Source organism: Arthrobacter sp. NEB 688 (assembly GCF_013201035.1).
Taxonomy (GTDB): domain Bacteria; phylum Actinomycetota; class Actinomycetes; order Actinomycetales; family Dermatophilaceae; genus Phycicoccus.
Genome location: NZ_CP053707.1, coordinates 467,455 through 490,248, shown reverse-complemented (window position 1 = coordinate 490,248; position 22,794 = coordinate 467,455). Strand labels below are relative to the sequence as shown.

Here is a 22,794-nt window from a genome sequence, read left to right as displayed (position 1 = left end):
GTCGCCACACCCCCGCCCGACCGCTCGCACAAGGGAGTGCCCAGATGTCCGTGACCGAGCTCGACGCGGTGGAGGCCGAGGCCGCCACCGAACCCCGGCGGGTGAACAAGAAGGAGCTCCGGGCCGCACGCGGCCTGCTGCTCCCCGCCGTGATCTTCCTGGTCCTGCTGACGCAGGTCCCGTTCGTCGTGACCATCGTCTACTCGCTGCTGCGGTGGAACCTGCTGTACCCCAACGACCGTGGCTTCACGGGCATCTCGAACTACGTCTCGGCGCTGACCTCGGGGGACCTCTGGCCCTCGATCGTCGCGACCGTCCTCATCACCGCGTTCTCGGTCATCCTCTCGGTCGCCCTCGGGATGCTCTTCGCGATCCTGCTCGACCGGCCCTTCCGCGGCCGCGCCGTCGCCCGGACGCTGATGATCACGCCGTTCCTCGTCATGCCGGCGGCGGCCTCGCTCATCTGGAAGTACTCGATGTTCGACACGAACATCGGCATCCTCAACTGGCTCTCGCGGACGCTGGGCCTGCCCGTCGTGTCGTGGTCGACCGAGCACCCGATGCTCTCGGTCGTCATCGTCCTCACGTGGCAGTTCACCCCGTTCATGATGCTCATCCTCCTGGCCGGTCTGCAGGGCCAGGACAAGGGCATCCTCGAGGCGGCGCAGGTCGACGGCGCCGGCACCTGGCGCACCTTCACCTGGATCACGCTGCCCCACCTGCGGATGTACGTCGAGATCGGCGTCCTGCTGGGGTCGGTCATCATCCTCCAGGTCTTCGACCCCATCGCCATCCTCACCAAGGGCACCGGCGGCACGAAGACGCTGGCCTACCTGCTCTACGAACGGGCCTTCATCGGCCTCGACGTCGGGCAGGCCGCGGCCTACGGCGTGGTCACGGTGATCCTCACGATCATCGTCGCGACCGTGGCCCTGCGCACCCTCTTCAAGGTCTTCATGGCAGGAGGCAGCCGATGAACCGCTCGCTCCGGGGCTCCCTGGTCACCCTCGTCACCTGGGTGCTCGTCCTCGCGTTCTTCTTCCCCGTCTTCTGGATGATCCTCAACGGCTTCAAGCCCGAGTCGGTCGCCTCCTCGGTCAACCCGAAGCTGTTCTTCACGCCGTCGACCGAGGGCTACCAGCTCGCGATGGACCGCGGCATGAAGGGCTACCTGCTCAACTCGGTGACCGCCGCGGTGACGGCGACGGTCGTCGCGGTCGTCCTCGCCATCCCGGCGGCGTACGCCCTGTCGATCCGGCGGGTCAAGAACGTCGAGAACGCCCTGTCGTTCTTCATCTCGACGCGCTTCATGCCGCTGGCCGCGGTCGTGCTGCCGCTGTTCATGATCCTCAAGACGCTCGGGCTGCTCGACAACATCTACGTGCTCGCGATCGTCTACGGCGCGGTGAACCTGCCGGTCGCCGTGTGGATGATGCGCTCGTTCTTCCTCGAGGTGCCCTTCGAGATCATCGAGGCCGCCCGGGTCGACGGCGCCGGCCTGGGCCGCGAGATCTTCCGGGTCGCGCTGCCCCTGGTGCTGCCCGGCGTCGCCTCGGCCGCGCTCATCACGTTCATCTTCAGCTGGAACGAGTACTTCCTCGCGACGCTGCTCACCTCGTCGGCCGCCCGCACGACGCCGCCGTTCCTCGGCTCGTTCGTCGACGGCCGCGGGCAGTTCCTCGCGGTCCTCTCGGCGGCGGCGACCATCGCCGCGCTGCCGGTCATCGTCGCGGGCTGGGCGGCCCAGAAGCAGCTCGTCCGCGGCCTGTCGATGGGAGCCATCAAGTGATCCGTCCCTCCTCCCCGCTCCGGCGTCCGGTGGTGGCCTGATGCCCGCGCCGAGCCGTGACCTGACCGGCACCGTCGTCGCCGTCACCGGCGCGGGCGGTGGGATCGGCGGCGCGACCGTCCGGCTGGCCGTCGAGGCCGGGGCCCGGGTCGTCGCCGGCGACCTGCGCCCCGAGGGCCTGGACCGGCTCGTCGAGGAGCTGGGGTCGGACCACGTCGTCACCGTCGTCGGCGACGTCCGCCACGAGGAGACCGCCGACCGGCTCGTCGCCGCCGGTGTCGAGGCGTGGGGCCGGGTCGACTCGGTCGTCGCCAACGCGGCCGTCGGGTACTACGGCGGGGTGCTCGACCAGAGCGCGGACGAGGTCGAGCTCATGGTCGACGTCACGCTCAAGGGCACCATCTGGACGACGCGGGCCGCGGTGCGGCAGTTCCGTGCCCAGGGCGACGGCGGCGACTTCGTCGTCCTGGCCTCGGTCGCGGGCCTGCTCGTCGGCGGCGGCAAGGAGGCGGTCTACGCGGCGACGAAGGGCGCCCAGGTGAACCTCGGCTACGCGCTCGACCGCGAGCTGCGCGGCGAGGGCATCCGGACCACGGTCATCGCGCCCGCGGGGGTCAACACCGCGTTCGCGGCCGCCGACGGGCGCTTCGGGGACGGTGACCCCGCGCAGGGCCCGTTCATGGAGCCGGCCGACATCGGCGGGGCCGTCGTCCACGTCCTCCAGCAGCCGCGGCGGATGCGCACCGAGCTGTGGACGATGTGGAGCCTCGCCGAGCAGCACTGAGCATCCCCCGGACGACCTCCACGCGCCCGCCCCTGCCCCGCGCGTGGCGGTGAGGGCACGGGGCCCCCGGGAGTGACTGGGCCTCCCGGGGGCCTCGTCGTGCCCGCGACGCGCGCGCCTGCGCAAACCCGACCCGTCGAGTGAACAGAACACGCCGTCCGAGCCGGGGCGCCGACGGCGTGTCCTGCTCACTCGACGGGTGAGGGGCGTCGGGACCGTGGGTGGGTGGCCATCGGGACAGCGAAGTCCCCCGGGGGCGCAAGGCTCCCCGGGGGACTTCTCTCGTGCGGAGGCGGAGGGATTTGAACCCTCGATGGGCTTGAGACCCAAACCGCATTAGCAGTGCGGCGCCATAGACCGGACTAGGCGACGCCTCCAACGCTTGCACAGGGTATCCGGCAGGGGTGCTGCGGGCAAAAGCGCCCCCACCTCCGGGGATGTCCCGAAGCCCCGACGCCGCCGGTGCGGCCCTGCCACACTCCCGGTGGACGCCGACGAGGGCGTCGCATCCGAGGGGGACACGACCATGAGCACGCTCCAGCAGCCGCCGACCGCCCCGGCGCCCGCGCCGCGTCGGGACTCGACGCGGGTCATGGCGATCGTCGCGCTCGTCCTGTCCGTCGTGGCTCTCGTGGCGCCGGTGGGGTTCTTCGCGGCCCCGATGTTCCTCTACGCCTTCGCCGCCGGCGAGTCGGGCTACAGCGACCTGGAGCTCGGTCCCCCCGAGGACGTGGCGACCGGTGGCGTCACGACGGGGGCCTCCGACATCGTGCGCGGGCCTTTCGTGGCCGGCAGCGCCCTCGCGGAGCTGGTCGCCGGCGGGCCGATGGACGACGTCGACCTCACCTGCCCGGACACGACCGACGTGCGCCCCGGGACGACGATCCTCTGCTCGACCCCCGGCGGCTCGACCTACGTCGTCGTCCGCGTGACCGACCCGGACGGCGGCTACCGGGCCGACTGGTTCAGCCCGGACCCCTCCGCCGGCTGAGCCGCCGCCGGGGCGAAGACCCACCAGCGCATCGCGAGGTACTTGACCGCGGTCGCCACGAGCGTGGTCGCGGCGACGACGCCGGTCTCGAGCCACGTCGGGGCGCCGGGCGCGACGCGGGCCAGCAGCGCCAGCCCGCCGGAGGTCATCGCGAGGGTGAGGGCCAGCACGAGCAGCCCCTGCAGCTGGTGGCGCGCGGCCCCCGCGCGGCCGCGGACGCCGAAGGTCCAGCGCCGGTTCGCCCAGGTGTTGGCGACCGCGGCGACGAGCAGCGCGACCGCGTTCGCCGCCTGGGGCATCCCGAGGACCGAGCGGAGGACGACGAAGCCGCCGAGGTGCAGCACGGTGCTCGCGACGCCGATGACGGCGAAGACGAGCAGCTCGCGGGGCACCGACCCCCGCGAGCGCACCGGGGCGGCGCTCGCGGGGGTCCGCACGACGGTCACTGCCCCGAGCCCGTCGGCTGTGTCAGGTCGTAGAACGTCTGCCCGCCGATGGTCTGCGCGGTGAAGTGCTCCGAGACCCACGTCGCGATCTCGCTCGAGGCGCTCGAACCGCCCTGCTGGCCACCGAAGCCGCCGCCGGCGAGGAACCAGTGGATACGCCCGTCCGCCACGTCCTGCTGGAACTGCGCGAGGGTGGGCGAGGGGTCCGAGCCGTTGAACCCGCCGACGGCCATGACCGGCAGGCCGGTGGCCAGCTGGAGGCCGGCCGCGTTCTGCGAGCCCACCGCCGCGGCGACCCACGTGTAGCTCGTCGCGTCGGTGGTCAGGGCCTCGACGACCGCGCTGTCGGGGGTGGTGGCGTCGAGCAGGCCGCCCATCCCGCCGCCCCGGCTCGTCCCGCCGGTGGTGCCGCCACCGGCGGTCCCTCCCTGCGTGCTTCCGGTGCCGAACGGGGCGGTCCCTCCGTTGGGGTTCGTGGTCGTGCCGCCGGGGGCCTGGCCGGGCATCCCGCCCTGGCCGCCGGGCCCGCCCTGCGGCATCCCGCCGCCGCCGGGCCCACCGCGCGCGCCGGCCGGGCCGGCGGTGACGATCGAGCCGCTGTGACCGGTCGCGAGGGTCGAGGCCGAGTACGCGGCCGGGCCGGCCAGCCCGGCGACGACCGCGAGGGCGGCGACGGCCACCCCGCCCCGGCGGTGCATCCGCCCGACGACGAGGAACAGCAGGGTCGCGGCGAGGCCGAGCGCCAGGACCGCGAAGCGCAGCCACCCGCCGTACGACGTCGTGCGGGAGAGGAGGACGAAGCCCCACACCGAGGCCGCTGCCGTGCCCGCGGCGAGGGTCAGGGCGCCGACGGCGTCGTGCCGTCGCTCCCAGGCCTCGCCGGCGCCCATCCCGACGAGGGCGGCGATCGCGGGGGCCAGCGCCACGGTGTAGTACTCGTGGAAGATCCCCTGCATGAGCGAGAAGACGAGCGCGGTGACGACGAGCCACAGGCCCATCGCCAGGTAGGCGGCGCGGCGCCCGTCGGTCCGGGGCGCGCGCCCCCGCATCACGAGCCCGCCGAGGAGCAGCACGAGGGCGGCCGGCAGGAGCCACGAGATCTGGCCGCCGACGGCCGACCCGAACATCCGCAGGAGGCCGACCCCGTCCGAGAAGCCACCGGCGCCACCGCCACCGCCACCGACCCTGCCGACCTCGGACCCGTCGAGCCGCCCGAGGCCGTTGTAGCCGAAGGTCAGCTCGAGGAAGGAGTTGGTCTGGCTCCCACCGATGTACGGGCGCATCGACGCCGGGGTGAGCTCGACGACGGCCACCCACCAGCCCGCCGTGACGACGACGGCCGCGGTCGACAGCAGGCCGCCGACGACGCGCCGCCGCACGGGGGTGTCGGCGCAGACGAGCCAGACGACGGCGACGGCCGGCACGACGAGGAGCACCTGGAGGCTCTTCGTGAGGAAGCCGAGCCCCGTGAAGGCGCCGGCGAGCGCGATCCAGCGGTAGGAGCCGGCCTCGACCGCGCGCAGCGTCGCCCAGACCGCGAGGGCCATGAGCAGCGTCAGGAGGGCGTCCGGGTTGTTGAACCGGAACATGAGGACGGCCACGGGTGTCAGGGCGAGCGCGACCCCGGCCAGCAGCGCCGCGCCGTGGCCGAACCGCCGCCGCACGCTCGTGTGCGTCACCCAGACGGTGCCGACGCCCATGAGCACCTGCGGCAGGAGCATCGCGAACGACGACAGCCCGAGCAGGCGCACCGACAGGGCCATGACCCACAGCGAGGCGGGCGGCTTGTCGACGGTGATCGAGCTGCCCGCGTCGGAGCTGCCGAAGAGGAACGCCTTCCACGAGACGCTGCCCGCCTGGACCGCCGCCGAGTAGAAGCTGTTGGCCCAGCCGCTCGCGGTGAGGTTCCACAGGTAGGCGGCCGCGGTGACGACGAGGAGCGCCACGAGCGCGGGCCGGGCCCACGCGGGGTCCTCGGCCGGTCCGCGCAGGGTCCGGGCCAGGCGGCCCGACCGCGGGGTCGTCGTGGCGGCGGGGTGCGTCGCGAGGTCGGGGGTCCCGGAGCCGGAGGCCGTGCGCAGGGTGGCGGTGTCCATGCGTCCACGGTCGGGCCGGTCGCTGTGGCGCTCCTGTGGTCGCGCTGTCGCCCGTGGATGACCCGGGTGCGAGGATCGGCTCGTGCCCGTCGCCGTCCGCCCCGCCCGACCCGACGAGCTCGCCGAGGTCGGTGAGCTCACCCTCGCGGCGTACGCCGCCGACGGCGGGATGGACCGACAGAACCCCTACGCCGCAACGTTGCTGGATGCCGGCGCGCGGGCCCGCGACGCGGTGCTGCTCGTCGCCGAGGACGCGGGCCGGCTGCTCGGCACGGTCACGTACGTCCGGCCCGGCACGCCGTTCGCCGAGGTCGGCGGGGACGGCGAGGCCGAAGTGCGGATGCTCGCCGTCGACCCCGGGGCGCGGGGCGCCGGTGTGGGTCGCCTGCTGAGCGAGGACTGCGTCGAGCGGGCGCGCGCCGACGGCTGCCGGGCCGTCGTCCTGTCGAGCGGGTCGTGGATGCTCGCCGCGCACCGGCTCTACGGGCGCCTGGGCTTCCGGCGGTGGCCCGAGCGCGACTGGTCACCGCGGCCCGAGGTCAGCCTGCTGGCCTTCCGCCTCGACCTCTGACCCCGGCCGTCAGGTCGCGGGGAGGAGGACCGAGAACGTCGTCGCCCCCGGCTGCGAGGCCACCTCGACGCGCCCCCCGTGGGCCTGCCCGACGGCGGCGACGATCGACAGGCCGAGGCCGGTCGATCCCTGGGCGCGGCTGCGGGAGTCGTCGCCGCGGGTGAAGCGTTCGAAGACCGTCGGCTGGAGCTCGCCGGGGATGCCGGGACCGTTGTCCGACACCGACAGCCGCACCATGGCGCCCTCGGGCCGCAGCCGCGTGACGACCCGCGTCCCCGACGGCGTGTGGGTGCGGGCGTTGGCGAGCAGGTTGGCGAGGATCTGGTGCAGCCGGGCACCGTCGCCGGTGACCTCGACCGGCTCCTCCGGCAGGTCCAGCTCCCAGTGGTGGTCGGGGGAGGCCGCGTGGGCGTCGCTCACCGCGTTGACGGCCAGCAGCGACAGGTCCACCGGCTCGCGCTCGAGCGGCCGGCCGGAGTCGAGGCGGGCCAGCAGCAGGAGGTCCTCGACGAGCTCCTGCATCCGCAGGGCCTCGGACTCGACCCGGCCGAGGGCGTGGGTGACGGTGGGAGGCACCGGGTCCTGCTCGCGGCGGGTCAGCTCGGCGTACCCGCGGATGGACGCGAGCGGCGTCCGCAGCTCGTGCGAGGCGTCGGCGACGAACCGGCGCACCCGCATCTCGCTCTCCTGCCGGGACTGCAGCGCCTGCTCGACGTCGTCGAGCATCGTGTTGAGCGCCAGCCCGACCTGGCCGACCTCGGTCCGCGGGTCGGCGTCGCGGTCGGGCACCCGGACGGCGAGCGAGACGTCGCCGGAGTCGAGCTGGAGGGTCGAGACGCGGCGGGCCGTAGCGGCCACCCGGTCCAGCGGGGCGAGGCTGCGCCGCACGACGACCGCACCGCCCACCCCGACGAGGACGAGGCCGACGACCGTCCCGCCGATGACGAGGGCGAGCAGCTTGCCGAGCAGCTCGTCGACGGGGCGGGTCGAGACACCGACGACGAAGGTCCCGCCGTCGCCGAGGCTGCGCGAGGTCACGAGGTACTCGCCGAGGTCGTGCCCGAGGGAGACGCGCACCGGCTCGCCGCCCTCGACGGCCGCCGTGAGCTGCCGGATCTCGTCGGCGCTCAGCGTGCCGTCGGTGTTCGAGCGCGTGACGACCTGGTTGAGGGGGTAGCCGCGGGCGTCGGTGGCGACCGTGCCGGACGCCGTCAGCCCGAGGACGAGGGTGCGGTCGCTGCCGGGTGCGCCGGGCGGCTGGCCGTCGCCGGGGCCTCGCCCGTCGTTGTCGTCGTCGAAGACGCCACGGCGGTCGCCGGCACGGAACAGGGCGCTCTGGAGGTCCTGGCTCAGCTGCCCGTCGAGGTAGCGCTTGGTCTCGACGACGGTCAGGGCGCTCGTCACGAGCATGACGAGGGTGAAGAGGACCAGGACGGACGAGATCAGCTGCGTGCGCAGCGTCCAGCGCGAGGGCCGGGTCGCGGCTCCGGGCATCCGCAGGGACGGTGTCATCGGCTCACTCGGCCGGCTTGAGGACGTACCCGACGCCGCGCATCGTGTGGATCATCGGGGCGCGGCCGACGTCGATCTTCTTGCGCAGGTAGGAGATGTAGAGCTCGACGACGTTGGCCTGCCCGCCGAAGTCGTAGTTCCACACGCGGTCGAGGATCTGCGCCTTGGACAGCACCCGCTTCGGGTTGCGCATGAGATAGCGCAGCAGCTCGAACTCGGTGGCGGTCAGCTGCACCTCGACCCCGCCGCGCGTCACCTCGTGGCTGTCCTCGTCGAGGGTCAGGTCGCCGACGACGAGCACCGAGTCGCTGTCGACGGCGGCGATCGCGGTGCGCCGCATGAGGGCCCGCAGCCGGGCGACGACCTCCTCGAGGCTGAACGGCTTGGTCACGTAGTCGTCGCCGCCGGCGGTCAGGCCGGCGACGCGGTCCTCGACGGCGTCCTTCGCGGTGAGGAAGAGGACGGGGACGTTGGGGTCGACGGCGCGCATCCGCCGCAGGACCTCCATCCCGTCGAAGTCGGGGAGCATCATGTCGAGGACGACCGCGTCCGGGCCGAACTCCTTGGCCGCGCGCACCGCCTGGATGCCGCTCGCGGCGCTGCGGACCTCCCAGCCCTCGTAGCGCAGCGCCATCGACAGCAGCTCGGTGAGGTTCTGCTCGTCGTCGACGACGAGGACGCGCACGGCACTGCCGTCGAGGCGCGTCAGGGCGGGCGCGGGGGCAGGCTGCTGGCGGGTCGGCATGCGCCCAGTCTGTGCGGCACGGCTGGGTCGTCCCGATGCGTCACCTGTGCGGTTCCTGTGCGCCACGTCCCCACCCTGCCAGCCGGGTGCTGGCGGCGCCACAGGTTCGTGACAGCCGGTGGTGCCACCGTGCACGCAGCCACCCGTACGACGAAGGAGACCCCGATGAGCGAGCGCCGCGACGAGCACGACCCCGTGACGCCCGGTTCCCCTGCCGCCCGGCCGACCCCGGCCGACGAGACCGCGGCCCTGCCGACGGCCGCAGAGACGCACGAGATGCCCCCGGCCCCCGCCGCGCCGTCGCCGGCGTGGGCCACCTCGGAGGTTGACCCGGCCCGGCCGGTCCCGCCCGCTGCCGGGTGGGTGCCGGCCGCGACCGACGCGGCTCCTGCGGCGAGCGAGGCGGCTCCCGCGTCGTCGCCGGCCGCCGCCGACGGCTTCGCGTGGCGTCGTCCGTGGGCCGGCTGGGGCACCCCCTCCCGGTGGTCCGGCCCGCGCACGGTCGCCGCGCTCGTGGCGGCCCTCGTCATCGGCGCCCTCGGGGCGGCCGGGGCGACCGCCGCCATCGCGCAGTCCGACGCCGGCCGTGGCGGGTTCGGCCAGGGCCGCTTCCCGGGTGGTGGCCCCGGGGGCCAGCCGGGCCAGGGCTTCGGTGACCGCGACGGCGACCACCACGGCGACCGTGACGGCGGTCGGGGCTTCGGGGACCGCGACGGTGACGGCGACCGGGGCGGCGTCCCCGGTCAGCAGGGGCAGCAGGGACAGCCCGGTCAGCAGGGCGGGACCTCGAGCGACCCCGGCGACGCGAACGGCACCGCGCCCACCACCTGACGGCACGGCAGGGCCCCGCCGGAGCGCATGCCGGCGGGGCCCTGTCCTGCGCTGTGGCCCTGTCCTGCGCTGTGGCTCAGGCCTGCTCGACCCGCTCCTCGAGGGCGGCGAGCTCGTCGGTGAGCGCGGCCGGCAGCCGGTCGCCGATGGTGGCGAACCACTCCCTGATGAGCGGGAGCTCGGCCTTCCAGTCCTCCGGGTCGACGCGCAGGGCGCGGTCGACCTTGGCGGCGGCGGCCGGGTCCATCCCCGTCGTGTCGATCGCCCCGGGGGCCGGGACGAGGCCGACCGGTGTCGGCACGGCGTCGGCGGTGCCGTCGAGGCGCTCGACGACCCACTTGAGGACGCGGGCGTTGTCGCCGTAGCCCGGCCAGAGGAAGGAGCCGTCCTCCTCGTCGCGGCGGAACCAGTTGACCTGGAAGATCTTCGGGAGCTTCGCGGGGTCGGCCTGGGCGCCGATGTCGAGCCAGTGCTGCATGTAGTCGCCGACGTGGTAGCCGATGAAGGGGAGCATCGCCATCGGGTCGCGGCGCACGACGCCGACGGCGCCGGTGGCGGCGGCGGTCGTCTCGGACGACAGGGTCGCGCCGACGAAGACGCCGTGCGTCCAGTCGCGGGACTCGTAGACGAGGGGGACGGTCGTCTTCCGGCGGCCGCCGAAGAGGATCGCGTCGATCGGCACGCCGTCGGGGTTGTCGTACTCGGCAGCCATCATCGGGGTCTGCTGCGCGGGGGTCGTGAACCGGCTGTTGGCGTGGCTGCTCGGGACGCCGGACTCCGGCGTCCAGTCGTTGCCCTTCCAGTCGGTGAGGTGCGAGGGCGGGGCCTCGGTCAGGCCCTCCCACCAGACGTCGCCGTCGTCGGTCAGGGCGACGTTGGTGAAGATCGAGTGGCCCTTCTCGATGGTGCGCACGGCCTGCGGGTTGGTGTGCATGCCGGTGCCGGGGGCGACGCCGAAGAGCCCGAACTCGGGGTTGACGGCGTAGAGGCGGCCGTCGGGGCCGAAGCGCATCCACGCGATGTCGTCACCGACCATCTCGGCGGACCAGCCCGGCAGGGTCGGCTCGATCATCGCGAGGTTGGTCTTGCCGCACTGGCTGGGGAAGGCGCCGGCGACGTAGTGGACGCGGCCCTCCGGGGAGGTGAGCTTGAGGATGAGCATGTGCTCGGCCATCCAGCCCTCGTCGCGCGCCATCGCCGAGGCGATGCGCAGGGCGTAGCACTTCTTGCCCAGGAGGGCGTTGCCGCCGTAGCCGCTCCCGTAGGACCAGATCTCGCGGGTCTCGGGGAAGTGGGCGATGTACTTCGTCGTGCTGCACGGCCAGGGCACGTCCTCCTGGCCGGGCGCGAGCGGGGCGCCGACCGAGTGCAGGCCCTTGACGAACGATGCCCGCCGCTCCTCCATCGCCCGCAGCACCGGGGTGCCGATGCGCGCCATGATCCGCATGTTCGTCACGACGTACGCGGAGTCGGTGATCTCGACGCCGAACATCGGCACGGTCGCCTCGAGGTGGCCCATGACGAAGGGGATGACGTACATCGTCCGGCCGCGCATCGAGCCGCGGTAGAGCTCGGTCATCGTGGCCTTGAGCTCGGCCGGGGCGACCCAGTTGTTCGTCGGGCCGGCGTCCTCCTCGCGCTCGGAGGCGATGAAGGTGCGGTCCTCGACGCGGGCGACGTCGGTCGGGTCCGACTGGCAGAGGAAGGAGTCGGGCTTGCGGCGCTCGTCGAGGCGGACGAAGGTGCCGGCGTCGACGAGCCGCGTGGTCAGGCGGTCCCACTCCTCGCGCGAGCCGTCGCACCACACCACCTCGTCCGGCTGCGTGAGGGCGGCCACCTCGTCGACCCAGGACTGCAGGTCGGGATGGGTGGTCCGGGGGAGGGTGCTGGTCGTGGTGGTCATCGCGGGTCCTTCCGCCGCTACCGGGTGGGGTCGGTCACCGGGCGACGGGCTCTCGACGCTGTCGGGAAGGAACCTCGGCGGCCCATCGCTCAGGGCCTCACCTCCACCGTAGGACCGCCGTGCGCGGGGGTCGAGAGGCCACGACCGGGCCCCCTTGTGAAATCCTTCACAAGGGGGCCCGGTGGGGTGGCGACGGAGGCCGCGCCCGCTCAGGCGACGTAGGTGCCGCCGTTGATGCTCTGCGTCGTCCCGGTGATGTAGCCGGCGTCCTCGCTGGCGAGCCAGACGCAGAGGGCGGCCACCTCCTGCGGCCGGGCCTGCCGACGCAGCGGCACGGCGGCGGCGAGCGCGCGCTCGGTCTCCTCGTCGCTGCCGGTGCGGATGTCGGTGTCGACGACCCCCGGGGCGACCGCGTTGACGGTGATGCCGTGCTCCGCGAGCTCGCGGGCCATGCCACGGGTCAGGCCGAGCACCCCGGCCTTGGCGGCCGCGTAGGCGGTCTTGGAGAAGACCCCGCCGCCGTGCTGCGCGGTGACCGACGACATGTTGACGACCCGGCCGTAGCCCGCCTCGACCATCTGCGGGGCGAAGGCCTGGGAGAGGAGGAACGGGCCGGTGAGGTTGACCGCGAGCACCCGGTCCCACTCCTCGAGGCTCACCTCGAGGAAGGACGCGGGGCTGGGGATGCCGGCGATGTTGCACAGGGCGCCGACCGGGGGGAGCGGGCCGGAGGCGACGGCGTCGGCGACGGCCCGGACGGCGGACGGGTCGGTGACGTCGAGCGCGTGGGTCTCGACGCGCGCCGACGCGTCGGTCTCCCGCAGGGCCTCGGCGGCCCGGGCCAGGCCGGCCTCGTCGACGTCGAGCAGGACGACGGCCCAGCCCTCGCGGACGAAGCGGGCGGCGGTGTGGAAGCCGATGCCCCGCACGGAGGCGGCGCCGGTGACGACCGCGGTGCGCGCGGTCGGGTGGGTGGGGTTCATGGTCGGGACTCCCTCGGGCTCAGCGGAGCTCGTCGAGGACCCGCGCGACGACGGAGGTCGTCGACAGGCCGTAGCGGTCGTGGAGGGTGGGCAGCGCGCCGGCGTCGAGGAACGCGTCGGGCAGGCCGATCGGCCGGACCTTCGCCGCGGCGCCGCGGCGGACGAGCGCGCCGGCCGTCGCCTCGAAGAGGCCGCCGACGACGCTGTGGTTCTCGGCGGTGAAGGCCGGCCGGCCGGAGGTGACCTCGCGGACGACCGTCTCCTCGTCGAAGGGCTTGATCGTCGCGCAGTGGACGACCGACATCTCGATGCCGTGGCGGCTCGCGAGCTCCTCGGCCGCGAGGAGCGCCCGCATCGTCATCAGGCCCGAGGAGACCATGACGGCGTCGTCACCGGGACGCACCACCTTGGCCTTGCCGACCTCGAAGGTGTAGTCGTAGCGGTCGAGGATGCGCGGCACCTGGCCGCGCAGCAGCCGCGTGTAGGTCGGGCCCGGGAGCGCGACGGCGGCCGGGACCAGCGCCTCGACGTCGACCGCGTCGGCCGGGTCGAAGATCGTCAGGTCCGGCATCCCGCGGAGGATGGCGACGTCCTCGGTGGCCTGGTGCGAGGGGCCGTACCCGGTCGTCAGGCCGGGCAGCGCCGCGACGATGTTGACGTTGAGGCCGGGCTCCGCGGCGTCGAGGCAGAGGAAGTCGTAGGCCCGCCGGGTGGCGAAGACCGAGTAGGTGCTCGCGAAGGGCACGAGGCCGACGGCGGCCATCCCGGCGGCGGCGCCGACGAGGAGCTGCTCGGCCATCCCCATCTCGAAGTACCGGTCCGGGTGGGCCTGGGCGAAGACGTGCATGTCGGTGTACTTCGCGAGGTCGGCGGTCAGCCCGACGAGGCGCGGGTCCTCGTCCGCGAGCGCGGCGAGGGTGTGCCCGAAGGGGGCCGGGGTCGTCGGGACGCCGGGGTCGGCGATCGAGGCGATCATCGCCGCGGACCGCTGGACGGTGGTGGTGCTCATCGCTGCTCTCCCTCGTGTCGTGCGGTCAGCTGGTCCTTGGCGACGGGCCACTCCTCGGGGGCGACGCGCAGGAAGTGGAGCTTGTCCTTGGCCTCGAGCACGGGGACGCCGTGCGCGAGCCGGGTGTCGCAGAGGATGACGGTCGGCGTCCCCTCCGGCGCCGCGACGGCGGTGGCGGCGTCGAGGGCCCCGAGCACCTGGTGCAGGTCGTTGCCGTCGATGCGCAGGACCCGCCAGTCGAAGGAGGCCCAGCGGTCCTCCTGCGGCTCCAGCCGCAGGACGTCCTCGGTCCGACCGTCGGCCTGGAGGCCGTTGAGGTCGACGAGGGCGACGAGGTTGCCGAGCCGCCAGTGCGCGGCCGACATCGCGGCCTCCCACGTCGAGCCCTCGTTGAGCTCGCCGTCGGAGAGCAGGTTGACGACCCGCCGCTCGTGCTGCCCGCGCAGGCGCAGCCCGAGCGCCATGCCGACGGCCTGGCCGAGGCCGTGCCCGAGCGACCCGCCGGAGATCTCCATCCCCGGCGTGTAGGTCTTCATCCCGGACATCGGCAGCCGCGACCCGTCGGCCGCGTAGGTGAGCAGCTCCTCGCGCGGGATGACCCGGGCGGCGGCGAGCGCCGAGTAGAGCGCCAGCGCGTAGTGGCCGATGGAGAGGAGGAACAGGTCGCGCTCCTCCCACTCCGGGTCCTCCGGGCGCAGTCGCAGGGTGTCGCCGTAGAGGCCGGCGAGGACGTCGGCGATACCCAGGGCCTGGCCGACGTAGCCCTCGCCCTGCGCCTCGCCCTGCTCGAGCACCCCCATCCGGATGTCGTGGGCGACCTGGCGCACGTGCTCGAGGCGCTGTGCGTCGACGGCGCTCGCGGCGGTCGTGGTCGTGGTGGTCATCGGCCGCTCACCTCCGCGACGACGGCGGGGGCGACCGTGGCGCCGCCCGCCTCCCGGGGGGTGGCGGCGGTGACGCGGGCGGCCTCGGCGCGCTCGGCCGGACCCCACGTCTCGCGGGTCACGAGGGTCGCGGCCAGGCCGATCGCCGAGTAGGCGAGGAAGAGGAGGGCGGGTCCGACCCACCCGAACCGGATGTAGAGCAGCGTGGTGAGGAAGGGCGTGACCCCCGAGACCATCGCGGACACCTGGTAGGCGAGGGAGGCCCCCGAGGAGCGGGTGTTGGCCTTGAAGAGCTCGGGGAACCAGGCGCCCTGCGCCCCGGCGAGCGCGTTCTGGCTGATGCAGTAGCTGACGACGATCGTCACGACGACGACGGCGAAGAGGCCGGTGTTGACGAGCAGGAACATCGGGATCGCCCACGCGCAGTTGAAGACCGTCACCCACACGTAGAGCGGCCGGCGGCCGATGCGGTCGGTGAGCGCGGCCCAGCCGGCCGTGGCGCCGATGCCGATGGCGGAGGCGATGCACAGGGCGAGGATGGTCTCGCCGGAGGTCGCGAGCTCGGTGCTGTGCAGGTAGCTGATCATGTAGGTGATCGCGATGGCGTAGCCGGCGGTCTCGGCGACGCGCAGGCCGATGCCGCGCAGGATGTTGCGCCAGTCCTCGACGATGACCTGCTTGACGGGGTTGCGGACGAGGTCGCCGGACTCCTTGACCTCCTCGAAGACGGGGGACTCGGGCACCTTCGAGCGGATGATGAGCCCGACGATGACGAGGACCGCGCTGAGCAGGAAGGGAACTCGCCACTTCCAGTCGCCGGGGAGGTTGACCGACGCGAGGAAGGCGAGGTTGGCGAGCAGCAGGCCGACGGGGAAGCCGGACTGGACGAAGCCGGTGAACTTGCCGCGCTGGGTCCAGGGGGCGTGCTCGTAGGTCATGAGGATCGCGCCGCCCCACTCGGCCCCGTAGGCCAGGCCCTGGACGATGCGGATGGCGACGAGGAGGGCCGGCGCGAGCACGCCGACCTGGGCGTGCGTCGGCAGGCAGCCGATGAGCACGGTGGCCAGGCCCATGACGATGAGCGAGGCGACGAGCACCGGTTTGCGCCCGATGCGGTCGCCGAGGTGGCCACCGATGATGCCGCCGAGGGGGCGGGCGACGAACCCGACGCCGAGCGTCGCGAAGGAGGCAAGGGTGCCGAGCAGCGGGTCCTCGTTCGGGAAGAACACCGTCCCGAAGTAGAGGGCCGCAGCCGTGCCGAAGCCGATGAAGTCGTAGGCCTCGATGACCGCGCCGGCGGTGGACCCGAACGCCACCCTCCGTTCGCTGCCCGTGCCGTGGACCGGGCCGCGCAGGGCGAGCCGGGTGTCCGGAGTCGTGGTCATGGCGTCGTGCCTTCCGTCCGAGGCCGCACCCCAGTGTGCGACATCGGCCAGTGTTAACTGTTAACAGTTAACAGTCAAGACTCGACTGTCAGAATGTGCGCGTGCGCCCCTGGCCGGGGTCACCGACGGAGGAGGACCCATGGCGCTGACGATCGTCAACCGGACGCTGCGCGAGCAGGTGCTGGACCAGCTGCGCGCGGCGATCCTCGACGGCACCTTCGCGCCCGGCCACAAGCTCGCCGAGGTCGACCTGGCCGCCGAGTTCGGCGTGAGCCGGGGCACCGTGCGCGAGGCCCTGCGGGCGCTGCAGAACAGCGGCCTCGTCGAGGGTGCGGGGCGGCTGAGCCTGCGGGTGCGCCGGCTCGGGGCGCGAGAGATCGCCGAGCTCTACGAGGTGCGGGCCGCGCTCGAGGGGCAGGCGGTCGTCGCCGTCCTCGCCGCACCGGACGCCGCGGAGCTGGTCGCCGACCTCGAGCGCCGGCTCCCGGAGGCCGGCGCCGGGGCCTCGGCGGCGGAGCGCTTCGAGCTCGACCTCGGCTGGCACGAGGCCCTGTGCCGGGCCTCGGGCAACGCGACGCTGGTCGCGATGTGGTCGAGCATCAAGGACCTCATGCGGATCACCGTGCTCGCCGCCCCTGAGGAGGCGGCGGCGGGGCTCATGGCCCGCAGTCACCACCAGCCGATCGTCGACGCGCTCAAGGGAGGCGACCCCGACGTCGCCCGCCGCGTGCTCTCCGCCCACATGGCCGCGGCCGCCACCGGCCTGCGGGAGCAGGCCGACGACGGCGCGCGGCAAGAGGCCTGACCGGTCAGGCTGCAGCAGAGGCCTTCCCGCGCAGAGGGGCCAGCGCGGTGCTCCACGCGACCACCTGGTCGAGGAGCGTGCTGAGCGCCTGCTGGTTGTACTCGCCCGGCGTGAGGGTCGCGAAGTCGGCGCCGAACTCGGTCATGAGCGAGAGCGGGACCTGCTGGCGGACGTCGGCCATCTGGAGCTCGCCGGCGATGAGCCGCAGGTGCTCGGCCGCGCGGGCGCCCCCGACCCCGCCGTACGACACGATGCCGACGGCCTTGTCGTGCCACTCGGCCTGCAGGTGGTCGAGCGCGTTCTTGAGCACGCCCGAGGTGCTGTGGTTGTACTCGGGCGTCACGAGGACGAAGCCGTCGAAACCGGCGATGGTCGCGGACCAGCGCGAGCGCTGTTCGGCGTGCCGTGCCGCGTCCTCCGGGGCGGCGGGCTCCCCGAGGTGGGGGAGCGGGTGGTCGCGCAGGTCGACGACCTCGAAGGTGGCGTCGGTGCGGCGCGCGCCGACCTCGTGGACCCAGGCGGCGACCTGGTCGCCGCGGCGTCCTTCGCGGGTGCTGCCGAGGACGATCCCGATGCTGGTCATGGTGCGGTCTCCGGTCTGTCGGTGCGGGGGTGGGTGAGTGGTCACTGCGAGCGCAGGGGCGTGTATGGCGTGCTGGCGGGGAAGGAGACGACGAAGACGTCGGTCGCCTCGCGGCCCCCGACCGTGACGACCTCGTCCGTGCCGGTGTCGAGCACGTCGCCGCCGTGGACCTCGAGGTCGTTGACCGACCCGTGCCCGCCGAGCACGTACGCCACGCCCCGTCGGCCGGCGCCGAGCGCGATCTCGCCGCGACGGCCCCCGGGCACCGTGAGCCGCTGGACGGCGAGCCCGCCGGTGCGGGGGTCGACGGGGGCGCGCCCGCCGACGAGGTCGGCGATCGTGGGCGCCGGGTCCGCTCCGCCGGTCACGGCGGCGGCCCCGGCCGCGAGGGTGTAGCGCGGAGGTTCGGTCAGGGCGGTGGTGAGGTCGGGGTCGAACCAGATGGAGAAGACCCGCGTGCCGGCCGCGGCCTGCTCGACGTGCGAGATGCCCGAGCCGGTCGCCATGACCTCCAGGTCTCCGGTGGCCAGGCCCGCCCACTCCTGCGTGGCCGTGTCGTAGTGACGTGTCGTGCCCTCGAGGACGACCGACATGATCTCGAAGCCCTGGTGCGGGTGGAGCCCGAACTCGAAGTCCCGGGTGAAGTGGGTGTCCGACCAGTAGAAGAGCGGGCCGCTCGGCCGCCCGTCGGCCATCCGGCCTCCGCTCACGAGCTGGGTGCCCACCATCCCGGCGGGGGCTCCGGCCGACCGGGGGTGCGGGCCGACGAGTTCGGCGTTAGTTGACATGACAACGACGGTAGGGGCCGCTTGTTGATATGTCAACAAGCGGTAGCATCGGGGGATGGAGACGCGATGGCTCGACGAGCGGGAGGAGCGGGCCTGGCGCGGGTTCCATGCGCTGCGGTCCGGTCTCACGGCGCACCTCGGGCGTGAGCTGGCCCGGGCCTCGGACCTCACCGAGGCCGACTACGCCGTCCTCGTCGCGCTCTCGGAGGCGCCGGAGGGGGCGGTCCGGTTCCGCGACCTCGGGTGTGCGCTCGGGTGGGAGCGGAGCCGGCTCTCGCGCCAGGTGGCTCGGATGGAGGGGCGCGGGACGGTCGAGCGGCGGGCCTGCGCCGGGGACGCCCGCGGCTTCGACGTCCACCTGACGGCCGAGGGCGAGCGGGCCATCGAGGCCGCCGCGCCCGCTCACCTGGCTGCGGTGCGGCACTGCTTCGTCGACCTCCTCACCCCTGAGCAGCTCGACACCCTCGCCGAGGTGGCCGAGGTCGTCACCCGGCACCTCGCCGACGAGCACGGGCCGCGGTCCGGCGAGGCCGACGACGCCTGAGGGGCGGGAAGGTCGGCGTACAGGCGGGTGGCGTCAGCCGTGGGCGGCGTGGGCGGTGGCGAGCGCGTGCACGAGCCGCTCCCACCCGGGCGGGGTGCCGGCCCTCTGCGCCAGCGCGTTGGTGACGACGAGCGCCCGGAGCGTCTCGCGGTCGAGGAGCAGGCTCGGGTCCTCGGCGCGCGCCTCGTCGAGGAGGCCCTCCCCGAGTGTCAGGACGTCCTCGCAGGACGAGGCGGCCTCGGGCGGTAGTCGCTCGGGGTCGGCGAGCGCATCGGAGAGCAGTCGGTCGGAGGCCTGCACCGCCAGCACCTCGGTGAGGTAGCGCGCCAGCCGGTCGGTCGCCGTCCCCTCGCCGACCGCAGCCGCGATCCGGCGGAGCTGTTCGTCGGCGGCCGCCGGGAGGATCGCCGCGAGCAGCTGGTCGCGGCCCGGGAAGTGGTTGTAGAGCGTGCCGATGCTCAGCCCGGCGGCGGCCGCGACCTCCTCGAGCGGCGCGTTCGTGCCGGAGGCCCGGAAGACCCGGACCGCCGCCTCGCGCAGGCGCTCCGCGTTGCGCGCGGCGTCGCGGCGGGGGGCGCGGGGCATCGTTCTCCTAAGTTGAGGAACATCCTCAAGTTAGCGTGCGTTGGGTCGTCCGACACCGGCAGGCGGACGCGGTGTGCCGGGCATGCTACGGCGCCCACGTCCTCCTCCGCCCGGGCACCGACCACGCCGGTGCACGGCAGCAACCGAGCGCGGCACCGTGCTGCGCGCGACCCAGGAGAACAGATGACCACCACCATCACCGTCCTCGGCGGGACCGGCTTCGCCGGACGCCACATCGTCGACGAGGCCGCGTCCCGCGGCCACCGCGTCGTCGTCGTCAGCCGCAGCGCCACGGCCCCCGAGGGGGGTGGCCTCGACGGCGCCGAGTACCGCGCCGTCGACGTCGCCGATCCGGCAGCCCTCGAGGAGGTCCTCGCCGATGCCTCGGTCGTCGTGTCGGCGCTCTCGCCGAGGGGCGGTCTGGACGGGCAGCTCGGTGCGGTCGACCGCGCCGTCGCGGACCACGTCGCGCAGGCCGGTGGCGAGCTCTACGTCGTCGGCGGGTTCAGCTCCCTGCGGCGCACCGCCGGCGGTCCCCGCGTCATCGAGGAGGGCATGGGTCCGGTCGACGGCATCCCGCCGGAGCAGGTCGCTGCCCTCGTCCGCGAGGCCACGCAGATGAACGACGTGCTCCAGGACCTCCTGGCCCGCACCGACGACCTGCGCTGGTCCTTCCTCTCCCCGGGCATGGAGTTCGGCGCGCACGTGCCGGGCGAGCGCACCGGCAGCTACCGCGTCACCGACGACGGCTTCGTCCTCACCGACGAGGACGGGCGGACGGCGATCGGGGGCGCCGACTTCGCGGCCGCGCTCCTCGACGAGATCGAGGCCGACTCGCCCCGGCGCGGGCACCTCGCCGTCGCCTACTGAGTCGGGCGGGGCGGCCGGCCGCACACGTGGTCGGCACGCACCGCCCCGGGAGGGTGCACGGGGGGCGTCGAGGGGCCGATTTCTGGTGGACGGCGAGGGTCCGGTAGTCTCCTCTCTCGTTGCGCTTCGGCGTGACGGGCGCCCGTAGCTCAACGGATAGAGCATCTGACTACGGATCAGACGGCCCGAACCTCACTCCCACCGCTCCGCGTCCGACTTCTCGGACTGCGTCGATGCAGGTCAGGGCCGCTCTCGAGCCGGCGTCGGCCCGGTGCTGGCTGGCCCTCGGTGCGGATCAGCGGGGCCATGGACACGGATTGACCGGTGTCCGGACACAGGTCTGGACACACGGCGGCGCTGAGCGTGCCTGCTCTCTGAGCCGGTGGGCCTCGGCACACGCTGCCCGGAACCGGCGACTCGCGTCGGCGCGCCCGGCGCTCGGCCGGCGCCCCTCCGGGAGCGGCTCGCGTGGCGGCCGTGGCCGATTGCGCCCGGTTCCTTGGTCCGGACCAGTGCGGTCCATGACGACGACGAGCCGGTTGCCCTTCGCATGGCAGCCGATCACAAAGCCGAAGCCCGACTCCGGCTCCCTCTCCCAACCGCACCACCGCGTGCAGCCCGGTCGGGCGCCCAGCAGGGCCCTGAAGGTCAGCGCCCTGCCCCCGCTGACCCGGCCGGCAGCCCGGCCCGCGACCACCGTCGCTGACGGCACCGAGGGCCGGCTCTCGGCCGCCGCCGCCGCTCGGCACGGCGTGGTCGTGCACCGTCGCGAAGACCTCATGACCCTCCTGAGCCTCAGCGACACCGAGCTGGCCCACCTCATCTGCGACGGCGCCGTCGTCGAGGTCCCCATCGGGGCCCTGACCCGCTACGCCCTCGCCGACGGCATCCCCACCGACGTGCGCACGAGGGGAGCCGGGCTGTGAGCATCCGATGGAGCGGTCCCTACTGCAGCGCCACCACCGCCGATGGCGCCAAGGTGACCTGGGAGCCCCTCAGGGGGTGCGATGCGCCGTGCTCGGCCGTCAAGTTCGTCGTGCGGTGGCGGGTCAGCGTTCTCAACAACCCGCGCAAGCGCACCTTCTCCGACGAAGCCCTCGCACGCGGCTTCGCCCTGCAGGTCGAGACCGCGCGTGTGCTGCAGCAGCCCTGCGACGACAAGGGCTACCCCGTTCGCTCCGCGCCCTCGCGTGTCACCGACGATGCGTCCGCGGCGGTGGCGGAATCCCCCGCAAGCCGCACGACCCCGACCCCGACCCCGGTCCTCAGCCACGACACCGACACGACGCAGCCCGCCGCCAAGGGCAAGCTCGGGAGCACGGTCGCCCAGTACATCGAGCGGGTCATCCACCTCGAGAGCCCCGAGTGGAAGCAGCAGGGCTTCGAGGGCAAGAGCGACATCTGGTGGAAGGGGCAGCTCGGGTTCATCAAGGCGGTGATGCTCTACGGCGAGAACGACGATCGTCTCGCGAAGTACGGTCTCGAGGCCGGAGCGAGCATCCACCTGTCCCTGCTCAGGCACGAGGACTTCAACGACGCCCTCATGCTCCGCCGAACCGTGAACCTGCGCGCGGAGCACAACAACCGACAGAAGCAGGAGAAGTACGACCGCCTCGAGGCGGTCTACGCCCAGAAGCTGGCTCTGTGGAACACCGGCACGGGTCCGCGCGGCCGGAAGCCGGTGCCACCGCGCCCCCCCGTTCTCGAGGCGTCGGTCAGCCCAGACGGCTCACCAATCATCTCGGCCACCACCGAGAAGGCCTTTCGCACTGCGATGTCCTTCGTCTTCGACCGTGCCTTCGATGCCGGCCACTTTCCCCCCGGCCCGAACCCGTTCAGGACGTGGAACCCGCGTGGCAACGGCGGACGCCGCCGCGTCAAGCGCAGTCCGTTCCGCCGCGTGCGACCCGTGACGGCACAGGAGCGCGCCTACCACGGGCTCGGGTTCTGGGTCGACCTCGGTGACGCCCTCGCCGAGCGCGGTGCCCGCCTCGAGGGCGGCATCCGAGCGGGGGAGCGCTACCGCATCCTGCCGCTGACGATCGTGCAGCTCGCGACACGGCCCGGTGAGAGCCTGCGGCTGCGCGCCGACCACTGCGACGGGGCCGACGCCCGGATCGTGCCTCCGGCCGGGGGCCACCTCAAGATGCGACCAGATGGGGAGAGCAGGACGGCACCGCTCAGCGAAGTCGTCAGGACTCTGATCAAGAACCACGTCGAGGCTGGCCTGGCAGGCGCCGACGGCACCCTCTTCGTCTCTCCCCAGGGGTACGAGCTGGACTCCAGCAACTTCTGCGAGGACTACCTCCGCCCAGCCGTGGACAAGCTCGACGACCTCTGGCCGGCGCTCCCGTCACTGCGCAACGCCACGCTCTACGACTTCCGCAAGGCCGGCATCACCACATGGGTCACCTACGGCGCCGACACCCTCGTGGCCTCGCGGTGGTCAGGCCACGACGAGCACGAGCTCATGAAGAGCTATCGCGGCATCATCGAGGGAATCGGGTCACAAGCGAAGTGGGAGGGCATGGACGACATGGTCGAGAAGGCGCTCCTCGACAGCCCCCCGCGCGGCAACGGGCTCCTGGCCCGGCGGATCCGTGACTGGCTTGGCCTGCCGCCTGTCACCTGAGCGCATTGGCCGAAAGGGCATCGCAGCGGAGCGGCAGGCACGTCACTCGAGCATCCGG

Annotated in this window: 23 protein-coding genes and 1 tRNA gene; 11 read left to right on the top strand and 13 right to left on the bottom strand. The window is 73.4% G+C overall.

Annotated elements, in window-relative coordinates:
• Positions 1 to 44 precede the first annotated feature (44 nt).
• Genes HL663_RS02405 through HL663_RS02395 form a run of 3 tightly spaced genes read left to right on the top strand, consistent with a single transcriptional unit; the run spans position 45 to position 2,573 of the window.
• Entirely contained in the window at positions 45 to 977 is a 933-nt protein-coding gene (locus tag HL663_RS02405) for a carbohydrate ABC transporter permease (protein WP_173026893.1), read from the top strand.
• Entirely contained in the window at positions 974 to 1,789 is an 816-nt protein-coding gene (locus HL663_RS02400; RefSeq protein ID WP_173026892.1) for a carbohydrate ABC transporter permease, read from the top strand. Before HL663_RS02405 ends, HL663_RS02400 begins: the two co-directional genes overlap by 4 nt.
• 40 nt (positions 1,790 to 1,829) lie before the next feature.
• Complete coding sequence (locus HL663_RS02395; protein ID WP_173026891.1) at positions 1,830 to 2,573, top strand: SDR family oxidoreductase; 744 nt, start codon at positions 1,830 to 1,832, stop codon at positions 2,571 to 2,573.
• 287 nt (positions 2,574 to 2,860) lie between these two features.
• Here the strand turns inward: HL663_RS02395 and HL663_RS02390 are convergent.
• Positions 2,861 to 2,950, bottom strand: a tRNA-Ser gene (locus tag HL663_RS02390).
• A gap of 149 nt (positions 2,951 to 3,099) precedes the next feature.
• Here HL663_RS02390 and HL663_RS02385 point away from each other — a divergent pair.
• The gene (locus tag HL663_RS02385) at positions 3,100 to 3,564 is read left to right on the top strand and encodes a hypothetical protein (RefSeq protein WP_173026890.1); all 465 of its coding nucleotides are present in this window, start codon (positions 3,100 to 3,102) and stop codon (positions 3,562 to 3,564) included.
• Here HL663_RS02385 and HL663_RS02380 read toward each other — a convergent pair.
• On the bottom strand, positions 3,522 to 4,010 hold the full coding sequence (locus HL663_RS02380; protein ID WP_286175871.1) for a GtrA family protein: 489 nt from the start codon (positions 4,008 to 4,010) through the stop codon (positions 3,522 to 3,524). The two genes, HL663_RS02385 and HL663_RS02380, sit on opposite strands and share 43 nt — an antisense overlap.
• Positions 4,007 to 6,106, bottom strand: a complete 2,100-nt coding sequence (locus tag HL663_RS02375; protein ID WP_173026888.1) for an ArnT family glycosyltransferase — start codon at positions 6,104 to 6,106, stop codon at positions 4,007 to 4,009. Before HL663_RS02375 ends, HL663_RS02380 begins: the two co-directional genes overlap by 4 nt.
• A gap of 82 nt (positions 6,107 to 6,188) precedes the next feature.
• Between HL663_RS02375 and HL663_RS02370 the strand changes: the two genes are divergently transcribed.
• Complete coding sequence (locus HL663_RS02370) at positions 6,189 to 6,677, top strand: GNAT family N-acetyltransferase (RefSeq protein ID WP_173026887.1); 489 nt, start codon at positions 6,189 to 6,191, stop codon at positions 6,675 to 6,677.
• A 9-nt stretch (positions 6,678 to 6,686) separates the two neighbouring features.
• On the opposite strand, the gene HL663_RS02365 is transcribed toward HL663_RS02370, so the two are convergent.
• Both HL663_RS02365 and HL663_RS02360 read right to left on the bottom strand, forming a co-directional pair.
• Complete coding sequence (locus HL663_RS02365) at positions 6,687 to 8,171, bottom strand: sensor histidine kinase (protein WP_173026886.1); 1,485 nt, start codon at positions 8,169 to 8,171, stop codon at positions 6,687 to 6,689.
• A gap of 22 nt (positions 8,172 to 8,193) precedes the next feature.
• Positions 8,194 to 8,934: a response regulator transcription factor gene (locus HL663_RS02360; protein WP_286175870.1), complete on the bottom strand. Its 741-nt coding sequence runs from the start codon at positions 8,932 to 8,934 to the stop codon at positions 8,194 to 8,196.
• A gap of 165 nt (positions 8,935 to 9,099) precedes the next feature.
• Between HL663_RS02360 and HL663_RS02355 the strand changes: the two genes are divergently transcribed.
• The gene (locus HL663_RS02355) at positions 9,100 to 9,765 is read left to right on the top strand and encodes a hypothetical protein (RefSeq protein WP_173026885.1); all 666 of its coding nucleotides are present in this window, start codon (positions 9,100 to 9,102) and stop codon (positions 9,763 to 9,765) included.
• Positions 9,766 to 9,841: 76 nt separating this feature from the next.
• Here the strand turns inward: HL663_RS02355 and HL663_RS02350 are convergent, their stop codons facing one another.
• The 5 genes from HL663_RS02350 to HL663_RS02330 all read right to left on the bottom strand — a co-directional run bounded on the left by HL663_RS02350 (position 9,842) and on the right by HL663_RS02330 (position 15,929).
• A complete protein-coding gene (locus HL663_RS02350; protein WP_173026884.1) occupies positions 9,842 to 11,668 on the bottom strand; it encodes a phosphoenolpyruvate carboxykinase (GTP) in 1,827 nt (608 codons plus the stop codon).
• Positions 11,669 to 11,877: 209 nt separating this feature from the next.
• Positions 11,878 to 12,651 (bottom strand): SDR family NAD(P)-dependent oxidoreductase, encoded by a 774-nt coding sequence (locus tag HL663_RS02345; RefSeq protein WP_173026883.1) that lies wholly within the window; start codon positions 12,649 to 12,651, stop codon positions 11,878 to 11,880.
• A 19-nt stretch (positions 12,652 to 12,670) separates the two neighbouring features.
• A complete protein-coding gene (locus HL663_RS02340; RefSeq protein WP_173026882.1) occupies positions 12,671 to 13,660 on the bottom strand; it encodes a transketolase family protein in 990 nt (329 codons plus the stop codon).
• Positions 13,657 to 14,544, bottom strand: a complete 888-nt coding sequence (locus HL663_RS02335) for a transketolase (RefSeq protein WP_173026881.1) — start codon at positions 14,542 to 14,544, stop codon at positions 13,657 to 13,659. The genes HL663_RS02340 and HL663_RS02335 overlap by 4 nt, the downstream gene beginning before the upstream one ends.
• A complete protein-coding gene (locus HL663_RS02330; RefSeq protein ID WP_173026880.1) occupies positions 14,541 to 15,929 on the bottom strand; it encodes an MFS transporter in 1,389 nt (462 codons plus the stop codon). Before HL663_RS02330 ends, HL663_RS02335 begins: the two co-directional genes overlap by 4 nt.
• Positions 15,930 to 16,068: 139 nt before the next feature.
• Here HL663_RS02330 and HL663_RS02325 point away from each other — a divergent pair, with 139 nt between their 5' ends.
• A complete protein-coding gene (locus HL663_RS02325) occupies positions 16,069 to 16,734 on the top strand; it encodes a GntR family transcriptional regulator (protein ID WP_173026879.1) in 666 nt (221 codons plus the stop codon).
• Positions 16,735 to 16,738: 4 nt separating this feature from the next.
• Here HL663_RS02325 and HL663_RS02320 read toward each other — a convergent pair whose 3' ends face one another.
• Together HL663_RS02320 and HL663_RS02315 are read right to left on the bottom strand one after the other, a co-directional pair.
• The gene (locus tag HL663_RS02320) at positions 16,739 to 17,317 is read right to left on the bottom strand and encodes an NADPH-dependent FMN reductase (RefSeq protein ID WP_173026878.1); all 579 of its coding nucleotides are present in this window, start codon (positions 17,315 to 17,317) and stop codon (positions 16,739 to 16,741) included.
• 41 nt (positions 17,318 to 17,358) lie between these two features.
• A complete protein-coding gene (locus HL663_RS02315) occupies positions 17,359 to 18,105 on the bottom strand; it encodes a pirin family protein (RefSeq protein WP_173026877.1) in 747 nt (248 codons plus the stop codon).
• A 55-nt stretch (positions 18,106 to 18,160) separates the two neighbouring features.
• Between HL663_RS02315 and HL663_RS02310 the strand changes: the two genes are divergently transcribed.
• Positions 18,161 to 18,649: a MarR family winged helix-turn-helix transcriptional regulator gene (locus tag HL663_RS02310; RefSeq protein WP_173026876.1), complete on the top strand. Its 489-nt coding sequence runs from the start codon at positions 18,161 to 18,163 to the stop codon at positions 18,647 to 18,649.
• Between the two features lie 33 nt (positions 18,650 to 18,682).
• Here the strand turns inward: HL663_RS02310 and HL663_RS02305 are convergent, their stop codons facing one another.
• Positions 18,683 to 19,234, bottom strand: a complete 552-nt coding sequence (locus HL663_RS02305; protein ID WP_173026875.1) for a TetR/AcrR family transcriptional regulator — start codon at positions 19,232 to 19,234, stop codon at positions 18,683 to 18,685.
• 183 nt (positions 19,235 to 19,417) lie between these two features.
• On the opposite strand from HL663_RS02305, the gene HL663_RS02300 reads away from it, so the two are divergent.
• The 3 genes from HL663_RS02300 to HL663_RS02290 all read left to right on the top strand — a co-directional run bounded on the left by HL663_RS02300 (position 19,418) and on the right by HL663_RS02290 (position 22,736).
• On the top strand, positions 19,418 to 20,104 hold the full coding sequence (locus HL663_RS02300) for an NAD(P)-dependent oxidoreductase (protein ID WP_173026874.1): 687 nt from the start codon (positions 19,418 to 19,420) through the stop codon (positions 20,102 to 20,104).
• Positions 20,105 to 20,883: 779 nt separating this feature from the next.
• Positions 20,884 to 21,030, top strand: a complete 147-nt coding sequence (locus tag HL663_RS02295; RefSeq protein WP_173026873.1) for a hypothetical protein — start codon at positions 20,884 to 20,886, stop codon at positions 21,028 to 21,030.
• The gene (locus tag HL663_RS02290) at positions 21,027 to 22,736 is read left to right on the top strand and encodes a site-specific integrase (RefSeq protein WP_173026872.1); all 1,710 of its coding nucleotides are present in this window, start codon (positions 21,027 to 21,029) and stop codon (positions 22,734 to 22,736) included. Before HL663_RS02295 ends, HL663_RS02290 begins: the two co-directional genes overlap by 4 nt.
• Positions 22,737 to 22,794: the final 58 nt, after the last annotated feature.

Bases quoted from the DNA above. Each gene is read 5' to 3' on its own strand.
- HL663_RS02405 (WP_173026893.1), top strand. From the start codon at position 45: ATGTCCGTGACCGAGCTCGACGCGGTGGAGGCCGAGGCCGCCACCGAA.
- HL663_RS02400 (WP_173026892.1), top strand. From the start codon at position 974: ATGAACCGCTCGCTCCGGGGCTCCCTGGTCACCCTCGTCACCTGGGTG.
- HL663_RS02395 (WP_173026891.1), top strand. From the start codon at position 1,830: ATGCCCGCGCCGAGCCGTGACCTGACCGGCACCGTCGTCGCCGTCACC.
- HL663_RS02385 (WP_173026890.1), top strand. From the start codon at position 3,100: ATGAGCACGCTCCAGCAGCCGCCGACCGCCCCGGCGCCCGCGCCGCGT.
- HL663_RS02375 (WP_173026888.1), bottom strand. From the start codon at position 6,106: ATGGACACCGCCACCCTGCGCACGGCCTCCGGCTCCGGGACCCCCGAC.
- HL663_RS02365 (WP_173026886.1), bottom strand. From the start codon at position 8,171: ATGCCCGGAGCCGCGACCCGGCCCTCGCGCTGGACGCTGCGCACGCAG.
- HL663_RS02360 (WP_286175870.1), bottom strand. From the start codon at position 8,934: ATGCCGACCCGCCAGCAGCCTGCCCCCGCGCCCGCCCTGACGCGCCTC.
- HL663_RS02355 (WP_173026885.1), top strand. From the start codon at position 9,100: ATGAGCGAGCGCCGCGACGAGCACGACCCCGTGACGCCCGGTTCCCCT.
- HL663_RS02350 (WP_173026884.1), bottom strand. From the start codon at position 11,668: ATGACCACCACGACCAGCACCCTCCCCCGGACCACCCATCCCGACCTG.
- HL663_RS02345 (WP_173026883.1), bottom strand. From the start codon at position 12,651: ATGAACCCCACCCACCCGACCGCGCGCACCGCGGTCGTCACCGGCGCC.
- HL663_RS02340 (WP_173026882.1), bottom strand. From the start codon at position 13,660: ATGAGCACCACCACCGTCCAGCGGTCCGCGGCGATGATCGCCTCGATC.
- HL663_RS02335 (WP_173026881.1), bottom strand. From the start codon at position 14,544: ATGACCACCACGACCACGACCGCCGCGAGCGCCGTCGACGCACAGCGC.
- HL663_RS02330 (WP_173026880.1), bottom strand. From the start codon at position 15,929: ATGACCACGACTCCGGACACCCGGCTCGCCCTGCGCGGCCCGGTCCAC.
- HL663_RS02325 (WP_173026879.1), top strand. From the start codon at position 16,069: ATGGCGCTGACGATCGTCAACCGGACGCTGCGCGAGCAGGTGCTGGAC.
- HL663_RS02320 (WP_173026878.1), bottom strand. From the start codon at position 17,317: ATGACCAGCATCGGGATCGTCCTCGGCAGCACCCGCGAAGGACGCCGC.
- HL663_RS02315 (WP_173026877.1), bottom strand. From the start codon at position 18,105: ATGTCAACTAACGCCGAACTCGTCGGCCCGCACCCCCGGTCGGCCGGA.
- HL663_RS02310 (WP_173026876.1), top strand. From the start codon at position 18,161: ATGGAGACGCGATGGCTCGACGAGCGGGAGGAGCGGGCCTGGCGCGGG.
- HL663_RS02305 (WP_173026875.1), bottom strand. From the start codon at position 19,234: ATGCCCCGCGCCCCCCGCCGCGACGCCGCGCGCAACGCGGAGCGCCTG.
- HL663_RS02300 (WP_173026874.1), top strand. From the start codon at position 19,418: ATGACCACCACCATCACCGTCCTCGGCGGGACCGGCTTCGCCGGACGC.
- HL663_RS02295 (WP_173026873.1), top strand. From the start codon at position 20,884: ATGACCCTCCTGAGCCTCAGCGACACCGAGCTGGCCCACCTCATCTGC.